Here is a 17,654-nt window from a genome sequence, read left to right on the forward strand (position 1 = left end):
AGGAAACGAGACGGCCCGTATTGAAATGATCCTCCCGATGCCCTAACCTCGAAACGAACCGAGACGGACCGTTTTACTTACTTGGGGTGACGCATCATGACGGACGCAAGGGTCTGGCTCATCACCGGCGCATCCCGCGGCCTGGGACGCGCATTCACCGAGGCCGCCCTGGCGGACGGCGACCGCGTGGTGGCCGCCGCCCGCAACGTCGGGCCGCTGGAGGAACTGGCCGCGGAGTACCCCGACCACCTGGTCACGCTCCCGCTGGACGTCGCCGACCGCAAGGGGGTGTTCGACGCGGTGGAGCACGCGGCGGCCGCCTTCGGCAGACTGGACGTCGTCGTCAACAACGCGGGCGCGATGCTCTACGGCATGGTGGAGGAGGCCACGGAGGAGCAGATCAGGGCCCATATGGACGTGAACTTCTTCGGCGCCGTGTGGGTGGCTCAGGCGGTCCTCCCTCACCTGCGCGCCCAGGGCGGCGGGCGGCTTCTCCAGGTCACCTCGATGGGCAGCGGCGGCGGCATGGCGACCGTCGGCTACTACGGTGCGGGCAAGGCCGCACTGGACTCGGTCAGCGAGGCGCTCGCGATGGAGGTCGAAGGCTTCGGCGTCAAGGTCACCATCGTGCAGATGGGCGGCTACAACACCGGCCTGTTCACCGCCGGCACCACGAACACCGAGCCCCTGGCGCCGTATCAGCCCTTGCGCGCCGAGATGGAGGCGATGTGGGGCGATGCCGTAGCCCCGGAGCCGGACACCGCCGCCCCCGTCATCATGAAGCTGGCCGCACTGCCGGATCCGCCCCGACGGCTGATCGTCGGCAGCCAGTCCTTCGACCACGTCCTGGAGATGGACCGGGCCCAGGCGGACCTGTACCGGACCTGGGAACACCTCAGCCGCATCGCACCGGGCTGACCGGACCCGCCACCCGGCACGAAAAGGGCGAGGCCCGAAGGCCCCGCCAGACCGGGCTCATGTGTGCGGCTCAACGCCAGGACCGGCCAGAAGGCCGCCCAGTGCGGCTGCCGGCCCGCGACGAGTAGGCTGATCGTTTGTCATTCGGACCGGGGAGGTCGGCGTGGACTATGGCGACAAGCTCTTCTGGCTCTCGGTTGTGATTCAACGCAAGTACGCGCAGATCTGCGCCGAGTTCGACCTGACCCCCTCGCAGGCCACGCTGCTCTGCGCGGTCAGGAATGAGCCGCGGCAGATGGCTGACCTCGCCGCGTCGTTGGGCATGACCAAGAACGCGTTGAGCCAGCTGGTCGATCGCACCGCGCGGCGCGATCTGGTCGGCCGGGCAGGCTCGGCGCAGGACCGACGGGTCGTGATGCTCAGTGCGACGCCCGCGGGGAAGGTGCTCGGCGAGGCCGTCTACGCCGCGATCGCCAAGCGCCTGCCCGAGATCGCGAGCAACCTCGACGCCGACGACCAGCGTGACTTCGAGCGCGTGGCCACCGCCGTCGTGGACACCTCGGACCTCTCTTCACCCCCCTCGAACCAACCCCTCACACCGTGAGGTCCCGCTGAACCCGCACCCTTGACGACGTTCATGCCGTGAACTAATTTTGTTCATGGCGTGAACTAGTGAAGGGTGTCAGCCATGAGCACACAGACGACCGGCACGATCGCCGTCTTCGGCGCGACGGGGCAACAGGGCGGGGCGGTGGTCGACGCGCTGCTGGACCACAAGGCGCGAGTGCGGGCGTTGGTCCGCGACCCGCAGTCCGACCGGGCCCAGGCGCTGGCCGCCCGCGGCGTCGAGCTGGCGGCCGTCCGGGCCGACGACCCGGCGTCGCTGGCCGCCGCGCTGGCGGCGGTCGAGGGGTTCTACTTCATGACCCCGGAGGCGAACAGCCTCGAAGAGGTCGAGGCGGAGATCCGTATCGGTACCGCGCTCGTCGACGCGGCGGTCGAGGCGGGCGTCCCGCACGTCGTGTTCAACTCGGTCTTCGGAGCGGACCGGGAGTCGGGTGTGCCGCACCACGACTCGAAGCACGCGATCGAGGAGTACCTGAGGAAGTCCGGCCTCCGGGCTTCCATGGTTCGCGCGACCGCCTTCATGGAGAACTTCACGAGCGTGATGGCGCCGAGCCTGGAGCACGGGGAGATCGTGCTGAGGCTGCCGCTGCCGGAGGACGTCCCGCTGAAGATGATCTCGGTCAGGGACATCGGCCGGGTCGCCGCCGCGCTCCTGCTCGGCACCGCGGAGGCACCCGGCGGAGCCGTCGAACTCGTCGGCGACGAGCTGACGGGCCCCCAGATCGCCGCGGCGTTCGGCGCGCGCGCCGGGCTCCCGGCACGGTACGAGTCCCTCCCGCTGAGCGTGCTTCCCACCGACCTCGACCAGGTGATGTTCCGCGAGTTCGCGAAGGCGGCGGAACACCCTGCGGACCCCGCTGTGGTGCGCTCGATCGAGCCGGCCACCCTGGACCTGGCCGGGTGGATCCGAGCCACCGGCTGGACCGCGCCCACAGACGCGGCCGGTTCCTGAGCCTCCGGCCGCGACGAACGCCCCCGCGATCGCGCCCACGGCCTCGGCGCTCCGGGCAGGGCAACGCATCCGCCACCGGTGGACAGCGCGCCTTCCGCACCTGACCACCGGCCCCTGGCCGGAGTGTCAGCTGCGTCCGGTGCGGCGGGCGTAGGCGCGGGCGGCGCGGGCGCGGTCGCCGCCCCAGCCGCGTCGGCTCGTGACGATGGACCGTCGGAAGCGCCATGGGGCGGCCTGTCCCGGCCGGCTGCCCTGGTGAGGCAGGATTGATGCCATGCAGACCCGACCTGTACTGGTTTACGACGGTGATTGCCGATTCTGTACGACGTCGGTCACCTTTCTCGAACGCCTGCTGCGACCCGACTGCTCCGTCACGCCGTGGCAGTTCGCTGACCTGGCCACTCTGGGTGCCACTCAGCGTCAGGCCGAGTACGAGGCCCTGTGGATCACGCCCGCCGGGGCCGTGTACGGCGGTGCGCAGGCGGTGGCCAGGCTGTTGCTGCGGGCAGGCAAGGGGTGGGCCGTTCTCGGCGCGCTGCTCACCCTGCCGCCGTTCCGCTGGGCCGCGCACGGCGTCTACCGGATCGTCGCGAACAACCGCGACCGCCTGCCGGGCGGGACCGCGGCCTGCGCCCTCCCCGCAGGCCGCCGCTGACGGTGGCGCCGGCGGACCGTCCGTGTCATCCTGTCGCCCCCCTTCCGCCAACCGTCACCGCGGGTGCAGGCCGGCGCTCCCGGACTTGACCTGCGGAGGCACGGCACCACCCTCCGCCACCCCGGTCTCTCCGCGGGGCCGCGGCAGCCGTACGCCGAGCCGTCGTGCCGTACGGCGCCCCAGGCGGGGCAGCGAGGTGTAGAAGCGGTCGGGCAGGAACACGGCGTCCGCGATGATCATGGCGCCCGAGAAGACCGGCAGCCCCAGCAGGACCGCGATGCCGGCGTGCATGCCCAGCAGGAGTGCGAGGACGGGGTACTTGAGCCTGCCGAACAGTACGAACGGGAAGGCGACCTGGGTGAGGACGGTCAGGTAGCTGATGGCCGCGATCGCGAGAGGGTACTGGTCCAAGAACAGGGAGAGCGCGGGCCAGGGCTGGAAGAGTTCGAGGTGCAGTACGTAGTGGAGTGCCGTGCCGTCGGCCCAGTACGATCCCTGGACCTTGTACAGGCCGGCTGATCCGTACAGGAAGCAGACCTGGGCCGCGATGATGAAGACACCGCAGTTGTGCACCACGGTGGTCAAGGTGACGCGGGCGTCACGGAGTTGCCGAGCGGTCGGGCCGGGACTCTTCGCTCGGGTCGCCGCACCGGCCGCGCGAGCCGCCCTGCGCCGCTCGCGGCGTGCGTCCAGGGACCAGTGTCGGCCGCACGCGGTGAGCACGAGGTAGAGGGACATCAGGAGGACCAGGTTGTCGCCTCCGTCCGTCATGAAGATCGACCGTGAGTGGAACGACGTCACCACGACGGCGAACACGATGGACGTGGCCCGGGTCCGCCAGCCGAGCATGAACAGCGCGGACGTCACCACAGCCATCCCGTAGCACAGCTCGAAGTAGGCCCGGTCGTCCGACAGGAGCAGGAAGCTGTACCACCCGGTCTGGTCGAAGAGCTGCGCGGCCAGCGCGGGTGCCCACGGGGAGTCCGGCCCCCAGATCTCGTGGCGGTGCGGGAACTCGCGGAGCAGGAAGACCAGGTAGAGCAGTCCGTAGCCGATGCGCAGCACCGACGTGGCGTACAGGGATACCGGCCGGCCGGTGACGAGCGCGATCGCCGCGGCGGGGAGCTTGCGCAGCCGTTCACTTCCCATGAGAGGTCACCTTCCACCAGGGCAGGAGTCGGTTCTCGACAGGCTTCGGTGGGCTGGCCGTCGCGTTGGAGCCGGGCGCCGCGACGGGGAGAGTGACGACTCGGAGCTGAACGAAGTCGATGTCGCGGACGCTGTCGCCGCGGTGTTCGACGATGCGGTCCGAGGCGATGTTGTTCATGTACTTCTGGAGCATCACGGCCCGCTCCGAGCGTGCGGTGTCGTCCTTCCCGTGCGTTTCCACGTAAGCGGCCCAGGCGCGTCGCAGCAGATTCTGCGCCGTGTGGCTGGGAAACGCCTGGTGCTCGATGGCCTCACTGTCCACGGCCGACAGGTCGAACCAAGGACTGACCCGCATCGATCCATCGGGGCCGGCGTGTGCGGTTCTCGCCAGGACCTGTCGGTTGACGGAATCGGGATTGGGTGCGAAAAGCCGCCAGTTCTGTTCGAAGAGGGGGTAGACCCATGCGTCGATCTGCTGGCTGTACCGCCGAGAGACGGGGTTGGGCGGCGCGACGTGGAAGAAGACGAGGACGACGTGGACCAGCGTCACGGCCAGGCAGAGGAACACGGTCGTATGCAGGATCGTGTTCAGTAGTCGTACGCCCACCGGCCGTGATCCGGAAGCGCCCGCTTCGCCGTGGCGTTCCCGCGGCGGACCGGAGTCGCACGGCCCGAGGTCCTGCACGTCCGCTGGTTCGATTCGGCTGGACACCGCCCACCTTGCCTTCATGTCTTCTGCCCGATCGGTATGCATCTGGGGACGCACCGGAGGCGCGCTGCGGAATCGATGTGATTCCGCAGCGCGCCGTCATCCGGTGAAGGGACTCATCGCAGCTCGATGGGCTGTCTAGCCCTTGGCGGCCTCGTGCTCCTCGGTCTTCGGGGCGTCGCCGTAGCCGTAGCCGCCGGGGAACTCGTCGGATCCCATGCCGTAGCCGTGGTCCGGCTTGCTGGGCATTTCTCCGTGCTCTTTGCCGGGCTTGCCGCCCTCGTCATGACCCTCTCCGTGGCCACCGCCGGGCTTACCGCCGTGGTCGTCCCCGTGGCCGGGCCCACCGGGCTTGCCGTCGTGGCCGCCGGTGGCGTTGCCGGCGGTGTTGCCCGAGGTGTTTCCGGCGGTGACGTTGTTCCCACCGGTGTTCCCGGCGGTGTTGCCCGCCGTGTTGCCGGAGGTGTTTCCGGAGGTGGACCCCACGGTGCCCCCGCCGGTGACGAGCGGTCCGCCCAGGAGGCCGCCACCGATCAGGCCGACGGTGGTGCCGGTGGTCGTACCGGTCGTGGTCCCCGTTGTCGTGCCCGTTGTGGTCCCGGTCGTCGTGCCGGTGGTGGTCCCGGACGTGGTGCCGGAGGTCGCGCTCGAGCAGCTGCCCGGGAAGATCCTGTTGTTGTCGAGCGTCACGGCGCCGTTGCGGGCGAGAGCCCGACCTTCGATGTTCGTCCCCGTGGTCACACTGATCGAGGTGAGAGCCATGAGGGTGCCCACGAACGTCGAGTTGGTGCCGAGCGTGGCCGAACTTCCGATCTGCCAGTACACGTTGCACGCCGAGGCGCCGTTCGTGAGCAGCACCCGGCTGGAGGAGGCCGTCGTCAGCGCCTCGGGGATCTGGAAGACCCAGACGGCGTTCGGGTTCCCGCCGGCGTCCAGGATCAGGTCACCGGTGAGGCCCACACCGGACGAAGCGGTGTAGACGCCGGGGAGCAGGGTCTGACCGGCACCGATTCCCGCCGCGAGGGCGAAGTCGGTGGCCTGGCTCGCGGCGTTGTTGTATGCCGTGACGAGGTCGCTCTTGGCGTTGTTGGCTACCTGGTCCGCCGCGTGCACGGCACCGAGCACCTGGCCCGGCGGGAACCCGGTGATGGCCGTCCCCGGACTCACTCCGAGATCCTGACTGAGCAATGAGGGGCCGGTGTTGGTGACCCGGGAGCCTGCCAGAACCGAGAAACTGGCAGCTGTGCCGAGGGGTACGGGCGTGGCGATCGCCTCTGCAGGCGTCGGCACGACGGCGACCATCACGGCGGCAACCGTCGCAGCGAGTCCTGTGGTCAGCCATCCGGTCAAAGAGCGGCATCTGGCCGCCCGGGGGATCTTCAGCTTCATTTGAGAGGCCATTTCCTGTGGAGGGGCCGTGAGCTACCGGGACTTCTTTCTGCCCGGGAAGCTTGAGAATTGATGGAATATTACGCAGAAATGTGCCCGAGGAGGATTGATTGCGGGCGGGTCGTGCCCGGTTGAAGATTAGGAACCCCAATGCGCGCAAGTATTCTGCAATTAATATTTACGTCGGCGGGTTGGCTGACGGGAAGCGCGGGATTTGATATTTCGCGGCGCGACGCGGTCCGTGTTGAGGGGTGGAGGGGTGTCCGATGCCGATTGGAGCAAAAAGTACGAAAGGCGTACATTTGAACGAGAGTGCCGTGTGGGCCTCGTGAGGGAGGACTGTCCCGATGACTGAGAACACCGGCGTCAGGCGTGGTGGAGCGCCCGGGTCTCGCGGCCGGACGACCATCGCGGATGTAGTGGTGGCGAAGATCGCCGGAATGGCGGCGAGGGACGTGCGCGGCGTCCATGCCCTGGGCAGCGGATCCGCCCGCGCGATGGGATCCATGCGGGAACGGGTGCCTGGTGCCGGGAGCGGCCGGTCCGCCACCCGCGGAGTCAGCGTCGAGGTCGGAGAGCTGCAGGCGGCCGTTGATCTGGAGATCGTCGTCGACTACGGCTTCCCGATCACGGACGTGGCCGGTGAGGTGCGCGAGAACGTGGTCTCGGCCGTGGAGCGGATGGCGGGTCGGGAAGTCGTCGAAGTCAACATCACGGTGAGCGACGTGAAACTGCCCGATGAGGAGGAAGAGGAGGCAGAGGGGCAGCGCGTCCAGTAGTCGAGGTCGAAGGGCCGGCGTAGGCGAAGGAGCGCGTGATGAGCAGAGCCGTGGTGGGCCTGATCACGGGAATGGCCCTGGGTTTCGCCGCCTATTTCGGGGACGCCTGGGCGTTCCTGCTGGTCCTGGGGCTGGGCGCCGTCGGTCTCGCGGTCGGGCGGTTGATGGAGGGCGACCTTGGGCCGGGCGAGCTCGTCCGCCGCCGCGACCGGCGGGAACGGATCCGTGACGACCGGCGTCGGAACCGCGGGGACTGGCGGCGGTGAGCCGGGGAACCGCTCAGGGCCGCTTTACCGCGTCGATGTATCCCTTGATGACGTCGTTGATGAGTTCGCGCGTTCGGTCAGGACTGAGAGCCTGGGCCTGAAGGTGGTCGTACAGCACGCTGTAGTGCTGCACGTCGGACGGCTTCTCCAGGCAGAGATCGCTGGTGTGCCGGTCCAGGCACACCACCCCAGCCTCCGACGTGTCGGTGAAGCGCAGGATGGAGAACTGTCCTGACATGCCTGGGTGGGCCCCTGCCGTGTAGGGGAGAACCTGCACCGTGATGTGCGGCTCGGTGGCAAGCACGTTCAGGTGTTCCAGTTGCTCCCGCATGATGTCGGGGCTGCCGACCATGCGGTGCAGCATCGATTCGTCCAGGACGGCCCACAGACGCAACGGGCGAGCCGGGTCGTAGATCCGGTGCTGACGGCGCAACCTCACCTTGAGGCGCGCGGCCGCCTCTTCTGCGGTGAGCCGGGGAATGGTTTCCTCGATGACCGTGGTGGCATAGGCGGGGGTCTGCAGCAGCGCGGGGATGACTAGGGACTCGTAGGTGTGGAGGGAGGCGGCGTCCGTCTCCAGGGCGATGTAGACGCTCTGGGGGATGTCGCCGTAGGAGTGCCACCAGCCGTGCTGTCCGGACTCCTGAGCCATCCGCATGAGGGAGCCGACGACCTGCGGGTCCGACACCCCGTAGATGGTGCACAGATCGCGCACATCACGGGGTTTGATGGCGCGGTTGCCGTTCTCCATATGACTGATCTTGGGCTGGGAGACCATGAGGCGTTCTGCCACCTCGGAGCCCTTCAGCCCACTGGCCTGGCGAAGCCGACGCAGCTCGGCTCCCAGGCGGCGTCTCCTGACGGTGGGGTTGGCGTTCGCCGTCACGAGCGGGCTACCTCCTGCTCCAATTCGTCGTGCTGGCCCGTAGATTTCCAGATCCAGGGCTTGTGGAGCGAGTGCCGTGCCGTCCTGCTCCGGGACGGCCGAAAATGGGATCTGCCCGCGTAATGTGCCGCACAGGCGAAGCCGACGGCGCCCTGCCCGCCACCCGGACTCCACCTCGGCAGCCCCCTGGCAGGACCGGTGTGCCCTCAATGTGCCCTGGCCGCCTGACGCCCCCTCCCCGGCAAGCAAAAGGGCGAGGCCCGAAGACCCCGCCCGACCCTCACGAAACCCCGGCTCAGGGCCACACCAGGCAATACGGCTGATGCCCCGCCTCGTGCAACCGGTGCGAGAAGTCCTGCCACTCGTGCAGCAGCTGGTACACGTTGAACGCGTCCCGCGGCCCGCCCCGGTCCGGGACCGTGGACCATATGAAGGCCGCCGCGCCGACCGCCTCCTCGCCGATGCCGCGCAGGGGGTCGACCACGGTCATCGGGAGCTTCACGACCGCGTAGTCGGGGTGCAGGACGACCAGTTCCAGCGGGGGGACCTTGTGCAGGGGGACGCCCTCGATGCCGGTGAGGACCATGGCGGCCATGGTCTCCGGCTTGATCTTGGTGAACATGCCGTTCATCCCGAGCTCGTCGCCGCCCAGTTCCTCGGGGCGCATCGAGATCGGGACGCGGGCCGCGGTCGCGCCGTCGGGCGCGCCGAAGTACTTGTAGGTCACCCCCACCCGACCACCATTCCTGCTCCCCGCCCCCAGCCGGCCGGCCCGCCCGTCGAGCCGGTCGGGCTCGCCCGGTGTGCCGTGTGTCTGACGTGCTTCGGACGCTTCATCCGCCTCGCGTCGGTGCCTTCCCCGCCGGGCACGTCGAGGACCCAGGTCATCGGTCCCCTCGCCCAGTCCGCCACCGCGATGCATATCTCCACCCGACTGCTTTTCTAGGACGCGTGGCCCCCGCCGCGCAACCCGATCATCGTGTCAGTGACCTCCCCCACGCCCGCTCGCCGAAACGTGCGGTGAAACATATGTCCGTCATGTGTGTGCGGGACGGCCGGGAGCCGCGCCCGCGCCCTCCCGGTGAGCTGCGTGGATGGGCTCCAGTCTGGCAGACGGCACGGCGTTCGGGGCGGTTGTCTACCCTTGTCGAAGTCACCCTGGGCAACCTGACGCCGCGCAGGGTCCGATACGTCGGAGAAGGTCGAGAAGGTCGGAGAAGTCGCAGGTCATGAGCGAACTGGCATATCCATACGAAGCACCGGCCTCGCAGGCTCTGTTCGACCGCGCGGCGGCCGTCACGCCCGGCGGCGTGAACTCCCCGGTGCGCGCCTTCCGCGCCGTCGGCGGCACCCCCCGGTTCATGGTGTCCGGCACCGGGCCGTACCTGACGGACGCGGACGGGCGTGAGTACGTCGACCTCGTGTGCTCCTGGGGGCCGATGATCCTCGGCCACGCGCACCCCGAGGTGATCGCCGCCGTGCAGGAGGCCGTGGCCCGCGGTACGTCCTTCGGCACGCCCGCCGAGGGCGAGGTCGCGCTCGCCGAGGCGATGGTCGAGCGGGTCGGGCCGCTGGAGGAGGTCCGGCTCGTGTCGAGCGGGACCGAGGCCACCATGTCCGCCATCCGGCTCGCCCGCGGGTTCACCCAGCGCACCAAGGTGATCAAGTTCGCCGGGTGCTACCACGGCCACGTCGACTCGCTGCTCGCCGCCGCGGGCTCCGGCGTCGCCACCTTCGCGCTGCCCGACACCCCCGGCGTCACCGGCGCCCAGGCGAGCGACACGATCGTGCTGCCGTACAACGACCTGGAGGCCGTGCACGCCGCCTTCGCCGCCCACCCCGGCGAGATCGCCTGCGTGATCACCGAGGCCTCGCCCGGCAACATGGGCGTCGTGCCGCCGCTGCCCGGGTTCAACCAGGGGCTCAAGGACGCCTGCGCGGCCAACGGCGCGCTGTTCGTGTCCGACGAGGTCATGACCGGGTTCCGGACCAGCCGCGCCGGGTGGTACGGGGTGGAGGGGGTCGTGCCCGATCTCATGACCTTCGGGAAGGTGATGGGGGGCGGGTTCCCCGCCGCCGCGTTCGGCGGGCGCGCCGACGTCATGGCCCGCCTCGCCCCGGCGGGGCCCGTCTACCAGGCCGGCACCCTCTCCGGGAACCCGGTCGCCACCGCCGCCGGGCTCGCCCAGCTGCGGCTCCTCGACGATGCCGCGTACGAGACGGTCAACGCCGTGTCCGCGCAGCTCCAGGGCCTGGTGACCGAGGCGCTCGCCAAGGAGGGCGTCGCGCACCGGGTGCAGACCGCCTCCAACATGTTCTCCGTGTTCTTCACCGACCGGCCGGTCGTGAACTACGAGGACGCCAAGGCGCAGGAGTCCTTCCGGTTCACCGCCTTCTTCCACTCCCTCCTCTCCAGCGGCGTCTACCTGCCGCCGTCCTCCTTCGAGTCCTGGTTCGTGTCCACCGCCCACGACGAGCGGGCCGTCCAGCGCATCGCCGACGCCCTCCCGGCGGCGGCCCGCGCGGCCGCGGAGGCGACGGCATGAGCGACGAGAACAACGAAGAGCTGACCGTCGTCCACGTCATGCGGCACGGCGAGGTCGAGAACCCCACCGGCGTCCTCTACGGGCGGCTCCCCGGCTACCACCTCTCCGAGCTGGGCCGGCGCATGGCCGAGCGGGTCGCCGAGCACCTCGCGCCCCGCGACGTGACCTATGTCGTCGCCTCCCCGCTGGAGCGGGCGCAGGAGACGGCGACCCCGATCGCCAAGACGCACGGGCTCGACCTCGACACCGACGCGCGCCTCATCGAGGCCGACAACGTCTTCCAGGGCAAGACCTTCGGCATCGGCGACGGCGCCCTGCGCCGGCCCGCCAACTGGAAGCACGTGGTCAACCCGTTCAAGCCGTCCTGGGGCGAGCCGTACGTCGACCAGGTCGTGCGGATGAAGGGCGCGATCGACGCCGCCCGCGACCGGGCCCGCGGGCACGAGGCCGTGGTCGTCAGCCACCAGCTGCCGATCTGGATCCTGCGGTCGTACGTGGAGCGGCGCCGGCTGTGGCACGACCCGCGCAAGCGGCAGTGCACGCTGGCGTCCCTGACGACGTTCACCTACCGGGGCGACCGGATCGTGTCCGTCGGCTACACCGAGCCCGCCCGCGACCTCGTCCCGGCCCACCTCCTCGCGGGGGCCAAGCCCGTGAAGGGGCAGGGGAAGGCGTACGGGGCCTGACGGACCCGAGGGGCTGACGGCCGCCGCGCCCCGCTGTTACCCAACCCGCACAAATTTCCGGAACCCGCACGTTCGTCGCGTCCTCTCACCCAGTGACCACCAGGACGCGACGAACGAGGTTGCGATGCGCACTTCCAACCGCACTCTCACCCGCAGGGGGATACTCGGACTCGGCGCGGGAGCCGCCGCGGCGGCCGGGCTCGCGGGCTGCGGCACCGGTTCCCACTCCTCGTCGGGCGGCTCGCACCAGGCCGGGGACGCCGGGAAACCGTCGCCCTCCGGCAGCAGCAAGGCCCCGGCGAAGCCCATCGGCGACGGCTCCACGTCGTACACCGGCAAGCAGCCGCACCAGCCGGACGCCCCCGTGCCGCTGGAGCCCGGCCAGACGCCGCCGCAGTTCGTCGTCTTCTCCTGGGACGGAGCGGGCGAGGTCGGCAACGGACTCTTCCCGCGCTTCCTGGACCTCGCCCAGGAGCACGGCGCGCACATGACGTTCTTCCTCTCGGGCCTGTACCTGCTGCCCGAGTCGAAGAAGCGCCTCTACGACCCGCCGAACAACCCGCGCGGTGCCTCCGACATCGGCTACCTCACCGACGCCCACATCAAGGACACCCTCAAGAACGTCCACCGCGCGTGGCTGGACGGGCACGAGATCGGCACCCACTTCAACGGCCACTTCTGCGGAGGCGGCGGCAGCGTCGGCAACTGGACGCCCGCGCAGTGGCGCAGCGAGATCGACCAGGCGAAATCCTTCGTCAAGGAGTGGAAGACCAACAGCGGCTGGACCGACCTGCCCGCCCTGCCCTTCGACTACGACAAGGAACTCGTCGGCGGCCGCACGCCCTGTCTGCTCGGCCAGGACAACCTGCTGCCCACCGCCCGCGAGCTGGGCTGGCGCTACGACGCCTCCTCGCCCGGCGGCCGTCAGGTGTGGCCGGTGAAGAAGGACGGGATCTGGGACTTCCCGCTGCAGCAGATACCGTTCCCCGGGCACTCCTTCGAGGTCCTCTCGATGGACTACAACATCCTCGCCAACCAGTCGGTGAACTCCACCAAGGCCCCCGCCCACAACTACCCGGGCTGGCGCGAACAGGCCACGAAGGCGTACATATCCGGCTTCAAGCGGGCGTACGAGACGAACCGGGCGCCCTTCTTCATCGGCAACCACTTCGAGGAGTGGAACGGCGGCATCTACATGGACGCCGTGGAGAACGTCCTCAAGCACATCGCGCGGGAGAAGGAGAAGGGCGAGGACATCCGGCTGGTCTCCTTCCGCCAGTTCACCGACTGGATGGACGTGCAGAAGCCGGAGGTGCTCGCCAAGCTGCGGACCGTCGAGGTGGGGCAGCAGCCGGCCGGCGGCTGGAACGCCTTCCTCAAGAACACCTCCTCCCCGGGCTCGACACCCTCCGGGAACGCCGCCTGAAATGCGGGTTTCCGGCCGCGAGGGGGGTGCGCAAGATCCTCGGAACGGACATGCGAAACTTTTCACATGAGTGCCGCCAGCCGCGCCCCCCTGCGCTCGAACCGCACGAACCGCACCGCCGACCGCACCGCCGACCGCACCGCCGACGCCCGCGTCCGCGCCCGTAGCCGGGCCGTCCGGGCCGCCGTCGGCGCGGCCGCCGCGGCGCTGCTGGTGTCCGCGTGCAGCTCCGGCGGAACCTCGGGCGGCGGAGGTCAGACGGGCTTCATCACCGGCTCGGACGGCATCGCCACCGCGAAGAAGGGCGAGCGCGCCGCCGCCCCCGAGCTGTCCGGCGAGACCGTCGACGGGGGACGGATCGACGTCGCCGACTACAAGGGCAAGGTCGTCGTCCTCAACGTCTGGGGCTCGTGGTGCCCGCCCTGCCGCGCCGAGGCCAAGAACTTCGAGAAGGTGTACCAGGACGTCAAGGACCAGGGCGTCCAGTTCGTCGGCATCAACACCCGCGACACCTCCACCGGCCCGGCCCGCGCCTTCGAGAAGGACTACGGGGTCACCTACCCGAGCCTGTACGACCCGGCGGGCAGGCTGATGCTCCGCTTCGAGAAGGGCACCCTCAACCCCCAGGCCGTCCCCTCCACGCTCGTCATCGACCGGGAGGGCAAGGTCGCCGCGCGCACCCTCCAGGCGCTCAGCGAGGAGAAGCTGCGCAAGATGCTCGCGCCGTACCTCGCCGACGACGGCAAGTCGGAGAAGTGACGTGTCCGCAGTGACCACCCTCGCCGCCGAGGGCTACAACGGCACGGTGCTGAACGGCGCCCTGCTCGTGGCCCTCCCCATCGCGCTGCTCGGCGGCCTGGTCTCCTTCTTCTCGCCCTGCGTCCTGCCGCTCGTCCCCGGCTACCTCTCCTACGTGACCGGCGTCACCGGCACGGACCTCGGCGAGGCCCGGCGCGGCCGGATGGTCGCCGGAGCCTCCCTCTTCGTCCTCGGCTTCACCGCCGTCTTCGTCTCCAGCGGGGCGCTCTTCGGCTACTTCGGCTCCACGCTCCAGGAGGAACGCGGCACCCTGACCAAGGTGCTCGGCGTGCTCATGATCCTCATGGGCGTCTTCTTCGTCGGCCTCATGCCCTGGTTCACCCAGCGCGAGTTCCGCTTCCACAAGCGCCCCGTGACCGGCCTGGTCGGCGCGCCGCTGCTGGGCGCGCTGTTCGGCATCGGCTGGACGCCCTGCATCGGTCCGACCCTCGCGTCCGTCCTCGCGCTCTCCGCCGACCAGGGCACCGCCGGGCGCGGCGCCATACTGACCGTCGCGTACTGCGTCGGCCTCGGCGTGCCCTTCGTGCTCGCCGCGGTCGCCTTCCGCAAGGCGCTCGGCGCCTTCGGCTGGATCAAGCGCCACTATGTCTGGGTGATGCGGATCGGCGGCGCCATGATGATCGTGACCGGCGTGCTGCTGCTGACCGGCGCCTGGGACAGCATCGTGCAGGACATGCAGACCTGGTCCAACGGCTTCACTGTAGGGATCTGACCGATGAGCAACACCACCGCGGGCAAGACCCCGACGACCGACGAGGAACAGGACCTCGGCGCCGCCGGCTCCCAGCTGTCCACCGCCCCCAAGGAGGAGGCGCCCAACCTCCCCTCGCTCGGCGTGGTCGGCTGGGCGCGCTGGTTCTGGCGCCAGCTCACCTCGATGCGCGTCGCGCTGCTCCTGCTCCTGCTGCTGTCCCTGGGCGCGATCCCCGGTTCGCTGATCCCGCAGGACGGCGTCGACGCCCTGAAGGTCGAGGAGTTCCGGGACAACCACGACATCCTGGGGCCGGTCTACGACAAGCTCGGGCTCTTCCACGTCTACAGCTCGGTGTGGTTCTCCGCGATCTACATCCTGCTGTTCGTCTCCCTCATCGGCTGCATCGTTCCGCGCACCTGGCAGTTCGTCGGCCAGCTCCGCGGCCGCCCGCCCCGCGCCCCGCGGCGCCTGGACCGGCTGCCCGCCTACACCACCTGGCGCACCGGCGCCGAGCCCGAGGAGGTCCGCGAGGCCGCGCTGAAGCTGCTGAAGAAGCGCCGCTTCCGCGCGGACGCGGACGCCGCCGGTGACGCCGTCGCGGCCGAGAAGGGCTATCTGCGGGAGGTCGGCAACCTCGCCTTCCACATCGCGCTGATCGTGATGCTGATCGCCTTCGCCTGGGGCCAGCTGTTCAAGTACGAGGGCAACAAGCTGGTCCTGGAGGGCGACGGCTTCTCCAACACCCTCACCCAGTACGACGACTTCAAGTCCGGGAACCTCTTCGACGCGGCCCACGACCTGGCCCCCTTCAGCTTCAGCCTGAAGGACTTCCACGGCACCTACGAGGCGACCGGCCCCAACCGCGGCACCCCGCGCGTCTACGAGGCCAAGGTCACCTACAGCGAGGGTGCCGACGGCGCCGAGAAGTCGAAGACCATCGAGGTCAACAAGCCACTGGACATCGACGGCTCCAAGGTCTACCTCGTCAGCCACGGCTACGCCCCCATCCTCACCGTCAAGGACGCCAAGGGCGACGTCGTGATGGACAAGCAGGCGGTGGCCCTGCTGCCGCTGGACGCCAACGTCACCTCCTCCGGCGCCGTCAAGGTCATGGACGGCTACCGCAACGCCAAGGGGGAGAAGGAGCAGCTCGGCTTCAACGCCTTCTTCCTGCCGACGTACGGCGGCAAGGGCAGCACGATGCTCTCCACCTTCCCGGCGCTGATCAACCCGATGCTCGCGCTCTCTGCCTACCACGGAGACCTCGGCGTCGACGCGGGCATCCCGCAGAGCGTCTACCAGCTCGACAAGAGGAACCTGAAGGAGTTCAAGGGCTCCGACGGCAAGCTGTTCAAGCAGCAGCTCGAGGTCGGCGACACCATGACCCTCCCGAACGGCGCCGGTTCGGTCACCTTCAACGGCGTCCAGGAGTGGGCCGGCTTCCAGGTCACGCAGCAGCCCGGCAGCGGCTGGGCGCTCGGCGGTGCCGTCATCGCCATCCTGGGCCTGGCCGGTTCCCTGTTCATCCGGCGGCGCCGGGTCTGGGTGCGGGCCGTGCGCGGCGCCGACGGCGTCACCGTCGTGGAGATGGCCGGTCTCGGCCGCAGCGAGTCCGCGAAGGTCCCCGAGGAACTGGGCGACCTCGCCGGGGACCTGTACGACCAGGCACCCGCCGCGCCCGCCCCCGGGACAGCCCCGGAGCCGGACGATGCGTCCGGCTCCGACTCCGCGTCTGAAGGGGCTGAGAAGAATTGAATCCTCTCCCCCGCGGAACAAGGGAGATTCCCGGCTCACGCCGCCCAGTGGGCCAGCAGCCCTCAGGGTCTTCCACGATCAACGCCGGCCGGGTTGAGACCAGCCCGGTAACGCGCACGCCATCCTGCTGCAGACTCCACCGCCCGACCACCTGGTGCCGGGACGTTCACTCGAAGGAGTGCTGAGAAGTGAATCTCGCCGCCGCAACCAACGAGCATCTCGCGAACGTCAGCAACACGCTGATCTACTCCTCGATGGCCGTCTACACGCTGGCCTTCTTCGCGTACATCGCCGAGTGGCTCTTCGGCAGCCGCAGCAAGGTCGGCCGCACCGCCGCCGCGCTCACCAACGGCGCGGCCGGGGCCAAGGCCGGCGCCGGGTCCGGTCCTGCCGTCACCGTGAAGAAGGCCGGCGGCACCGCCGTACTGGAGCGCCCCGCGGTCGTCGTACGGTCCGCGACCGGCACCCGCGACGTGCCCGACGGGCCCGGCGCGCACGGCGGCACCGAGAAGGGCGACCTGTACGGGCGGGTCGCCATCTCGCTCACGGTGCTCGCCTTCGCCGTCGAGGCGGGCGGCGTCCTCACCCGCGCCCTGTCGGTGGAGCGGGCGCCGTGGGGCAACATGTACGAGTTCAACATCACGTTCACGACGGTCGCCGTCGGCGTGTACCTCGCGCTGCTCGCCCTGAAGAAGAACGTCCGCTGGCTGGGCCTGCCCCTGACCACCACGGTGCTGCTCGACCTCGGACTCGCCGTCACGGTCCTCTACACCGCCAGCGACCAGCTCGTCCCGGCCCTGCACTCGTACTGGCTGTACATCCACGTCTCCACGGCGATCTTCTGCGGCGCGGTCTTCTACGTCGGCGCGGTCGCCACGATCCTGTACCTCTTCAAGGACAGCTTCGAGAGCAAGCTCGCCTCCGGCGGCACGCCCGGCCGCTTCGCCAGCTCCGTCCTGGACCGGCTGCCCGCCGCCGCCTCCCTCGACAAGTTCGCCTACCGCGTCAACGCCGCGGTCTTCCCGCTGTGGACGTTCACGATCATCGCGGGCGCGATCTGGGCGGGCGACGCCTGGGGCCGCTACTGGGGCTGGGACCCCAAGGAGACCTGGTCCTTCATCACCTGGGTCGCCTACGCCGGGTACCTGCACGCCCGCGCCACGGCCGGCTGGAAGGGCCGCAAGGCCGCCTACCTGGCCCTGGTCGCCTTCGGCTGCTGGCTGTTCAACTACTACGGCGTCAACATCTTCGTCTCGGGCAAGCACTCCTACGCTGACGTGGGCCTCGGCGCCCTTCAGTCGGTGGGCTTCTGAGTAAGGCGCGCACAGCGACAGGCCGGTTTCCGTGACTCAGGTCACCGGGGCCGGCCTTTCGCCGTGCCGTCCGGGGACGTGAGGT

At 69.6% G+C, this 17,654-nt stretch carries 20 protein-coding genes; 14 read left to right on the forward strand and 6 right to left on the reverse strand.

Annotated elements, in window-relative coordinates; genetic code table 11:
• Window positions 1-96 precede the first annotated feature (96 nt).
• The 3 genes from ACGH52_RS21860 to ACGH52_RS21870 all read left to right on the forward strand — a co-directional run bounded on the left by ACGH52_RS21860 (window position 97) and on the right by ACGH52_RS21870 (window position 2,497).
• Window positions 97-918 carry an SDR family NAD(P)-dependent oxidoreductase gene (locus ACGH52_RS21860; RefSeq protein ID WP_399941660.1) on the forward strand — a complete coding sequence of 274 codons (822 nt, stop codon included), beginning with the start codon at window positions 97-99 and terminating at the stop codon, window positions 916-918.
• 163 nt (window positions 919-1,081) lie between these two features.
• A complete protein-coding gene (locus tag ACGH52_RS21865; protein ID WP_121702780.1) occupies window positions 1,082-1,522 on the forward strand; it encodes a MarR family winged helix-turn-helix transcriptional regulator in 441 nt (146 codons plus the stop codon).
• 84 nt (window positions 1,523-1,606) lie between these two features.
• Window positions 1,607-2,497: an NmrA family NAD(P)-binding protein gene (locus tag ACGH52_RS21870; RefSeq protein WP_399941664.1), complete on the forward strand. Its 891-nt coding sequence runs from the start codon at window positions 1,607-1,609 to the stop codon at window positions 2,495-2,497.
• Between the two features lie 126 nt (window positions 2,498-2,623).
• On the opposite strand, the gene ACGH52_RS21875 is transcribed toward ACGH52_RS21870, so the two are convergent.
• Complete coding sequence (locus tag ACGH52_RS21875) at window positions 2,624-2,773, reverse strand: hypothetical protein (RefSeq protein WP_210974224.1); 150 nt, start codon at window positions 2,771-2,773, stop codon at window positions 2,624-2,626.
• On the opposite strand from ACGH52_RS21875, the gene ACGH52_RS21880 reads away from it, so the two are divergent.
• Window positions 2,772-3,152 (forward strand): thiol-disulfide oxidoreductase DCC family protein, encoded by a 381-nt coding sequence (locus ACGH52_RS21880; protein WP_059299854.1) that lies wholly within the window; start codon window positions 2,772-2,774, stop codon window positions 3,150-3,152. The genes ACGH52_RS21875 and ACGH52_RS21880 overlap by 2 nt on opposite strands.
• A 54-nt stretch (window positions 3,153-3,206) precedes the next feature.
• Here ACGH52_RS21880 and ACGH52_RS21885 read toward each other — a convergent pair whose 3' ends face one another.
• From ACGH52_RS21885 to ACGH52_RS21895, 3 genes are all read right to left on the reverse strand, one after another.
• Window positions 3,207-4,301, reverse strand: a complete 1,095-nt coding sequence (locus ACGH52_RS21885) for an HTTM domain-containing protein (protein WP_399941668.1) — start codon at window positions 4,299-4,301, stop codon at window positions 3,207-3,209.
• Complete coding sequence (locus tag ACGH52_RS21890) at window positions 4,291-4,908, reverse strand: DUF5819 family protein (protein WP_399946834.1); 618 nt, start codon at window positions 4,906-4,908, stop codon at window positions 4,291-4,293. The genes ACGH52_RS21885 and ACGH52_RS21890 overlap by 11 nt, the downstream gene beginning before the upstream one ends.
• 240 nt (window positions 4,909-5,148) lie before the next feature.
• Window positions 5,149-6,300, reverse strand: a complete 1,152-nt coding sequence (locus ACGH52_RS21895) for an ice-binding family protein (RefSeq protein ID WP_399946837.1) — start codon at window positions 6,298-6,300, stop codon at window positions 5,149-5,151.
• Between ACGH52_RS21895 and ACGH52_RS21900 the strand changes: the two genes are divergently transcribed.
• The 3 genes from ACGH52_RS21900 to ACGH52_RS21910 all read left to right on the forward strand — a co-directional run bounded on the left by ACGH52_RS21900 (window position 6,272) and on the right by ACGH52_RS21910 (window position 7,444).
• Window positions 6,272-6,403, forward strand: a complete 132-nt coding sequence (locus tag ACGH52_RS21900) for a hypothetical protein (protein WP_308293441.1) — start codon at window positions 6,272-6,274, stop codon at window positions 6,401-6,403. The genes ACGH52_RS21895 and ACGH52_RS21900 overlap by 29 nt on opposite strands.
• A gap of 343 nt (window positions 6,404-6,746) precedes the next feature.
• The gene (locus tag ACGH52_RS21905) at window positions 6,747-7,178 is read left to right on the forward strand and encodes an Asp23/Gls24 family envelope stress response protein (RefSeq protein WP_399941671.1); all 432 of its coding nucleotides are present in this window, start codon (window positions 6,747-6,749) and stop codon (window positions 7,176-7,178) included.
• 38 nt (window positions 7,179-7,216) lie between these two features.
• Entirely contained in the window at window positions 7,217-7,444 is a 228-nt protein-coding gene (locus tag ACGH52_RS21910; protein WP_210974221.1) for a hypothetical protein, read from the forward strand.
• Window positions 7,445-7,457: 13 nt separating this feature from the next.
• On the opposite strand, the gene ACGH52_RS21915 is transcribed toward ACGH52_RS21910, so the two are convergent.
• Both ACGH52_RS21915 and ACGH52_RS21920 read right to left on the reverse strand, forming a co-directional pair.
• Entirely contained in the window at window positions 7,458-8,330 is an 873-nt protein-coding gene (locus tag ACGH52_RS21915) for a helix-turn-helix transcriptional regulator (protein WP_210974220.1), read from the reverse strand.
• Between the two features lie 295 nt (window positions 8,331-8,625).
• Entirely contained in the window at window positions 8,626-9,252 is a 627-nt protein-coding gene (locus ACGH52_RS21920; RefSeq protein ID WP_174256425.1) for a hypothetical protein, read from the reverse strand.
• A gap of 307 nt (window positions 9,253-9,559) precedes the next feature.
• Here ACGH52_RS21920 and hemL point away from each other — a divergent pair, with 307 nt between their 5' ends.
• From hemL to ccsB, 7 genes are all read left to right on the forward strand, one after another.
• A complete protein-coding gene (hemL, locus tag ACGH52_RS21925) occupies window positions 9,560-10,876 on the forward strand; it encodes a glutamate-1-semialdehyde 2,1-aminomutase (RefSeq protein ID WP_399941676.1) in 1,317 nt (438 codons plus the stop codon).
• Complete coding sequence (locus tag ACGH52_RS21930; protein ID WP_059299861.1) at window positions 10,873-11,562, forward strand: histidine phosphatase family protein; 690 nt, start codon at window positions 10,873-10,875, stop codon at window positions 11,560-11,562. Before hemL ends, ACGH52_RS21930 begins: the two co-directional genes overlap by 4 nt.
• A gap of 124 nt (window positions 11,563-11,686) precedes the next feature.
• Window positions 11,687-12,988, forward strand: a complete 1,302-nt coding sequence (locus ACGH52_RS21935; RefSeq protein WP_399941679.1) for a hypothetical protein — start codon at window positions 11,687-11,689, stop codon at window positions 12,986-12,988.
• Between the two features lie 66 nt (window positions 12,989-13,054).
• A complete protein-coding gene (locus tag ACGH52_RS21940) occupies window positions 13,055-13,747 on the forward strand; it encodes a TlpA family protein disulfide reductase (RefSeq protein WP_399941682.1) in 693 nt (230 codons plus the stop codon).
• A 1-nt stretch (window position 13,748) separates the two neighbouring features.
• Window positions 13,749-14,519: a cytochrome c biogenesis CcdA family protein gene (locus tag ACGH52_RS21945; protein WP_059299863.1), complete on the forward strand. Its 771-nt coding sequence runs from the start codon at window positions 13,749-13,751 to the stop codon at window positions 14,517-14,519.
• 3 nt (window positions 14,520-14,522) lie between these two features.
• Entirely contained in the window at window positions 14,523-16,256 is a 1,734-nt protein-coding gene (locus ACGH52_RS21950; protein ID WP_059299864.1) for a cytochrome c biogenesis protein ResB, read from the forward strand.
• A gap of 188 nt (window positions 16,257-16,444) precedes the next feature.
• Window positions 16,445-17,569: a c-type cytochrome biogenesis protein CcsB gene (ccsB, locus tag ACGH52_RS21955; RefSeq protein WP_361462254.1), complete on the forward strand. Its 1,125-nt coding sequence runs from the start codon at window positions 16,445-16,447 to the stop codon at window positions 17,567-17,569.
• Window positions 17,570-17,654 lie beyond the last annotated feature (85 nt).

Origin of the sequence: Streptomyces sp. BBFR25 (assembly GCF_044590125.1) — a bacterium.
GTDB classification, from domain to species: Bacteria; Actinomycetota; Actinomycetes; order Streptomycetales; family Streptomycetaceae; genus Streptomyces; species Streptomyces canus_D.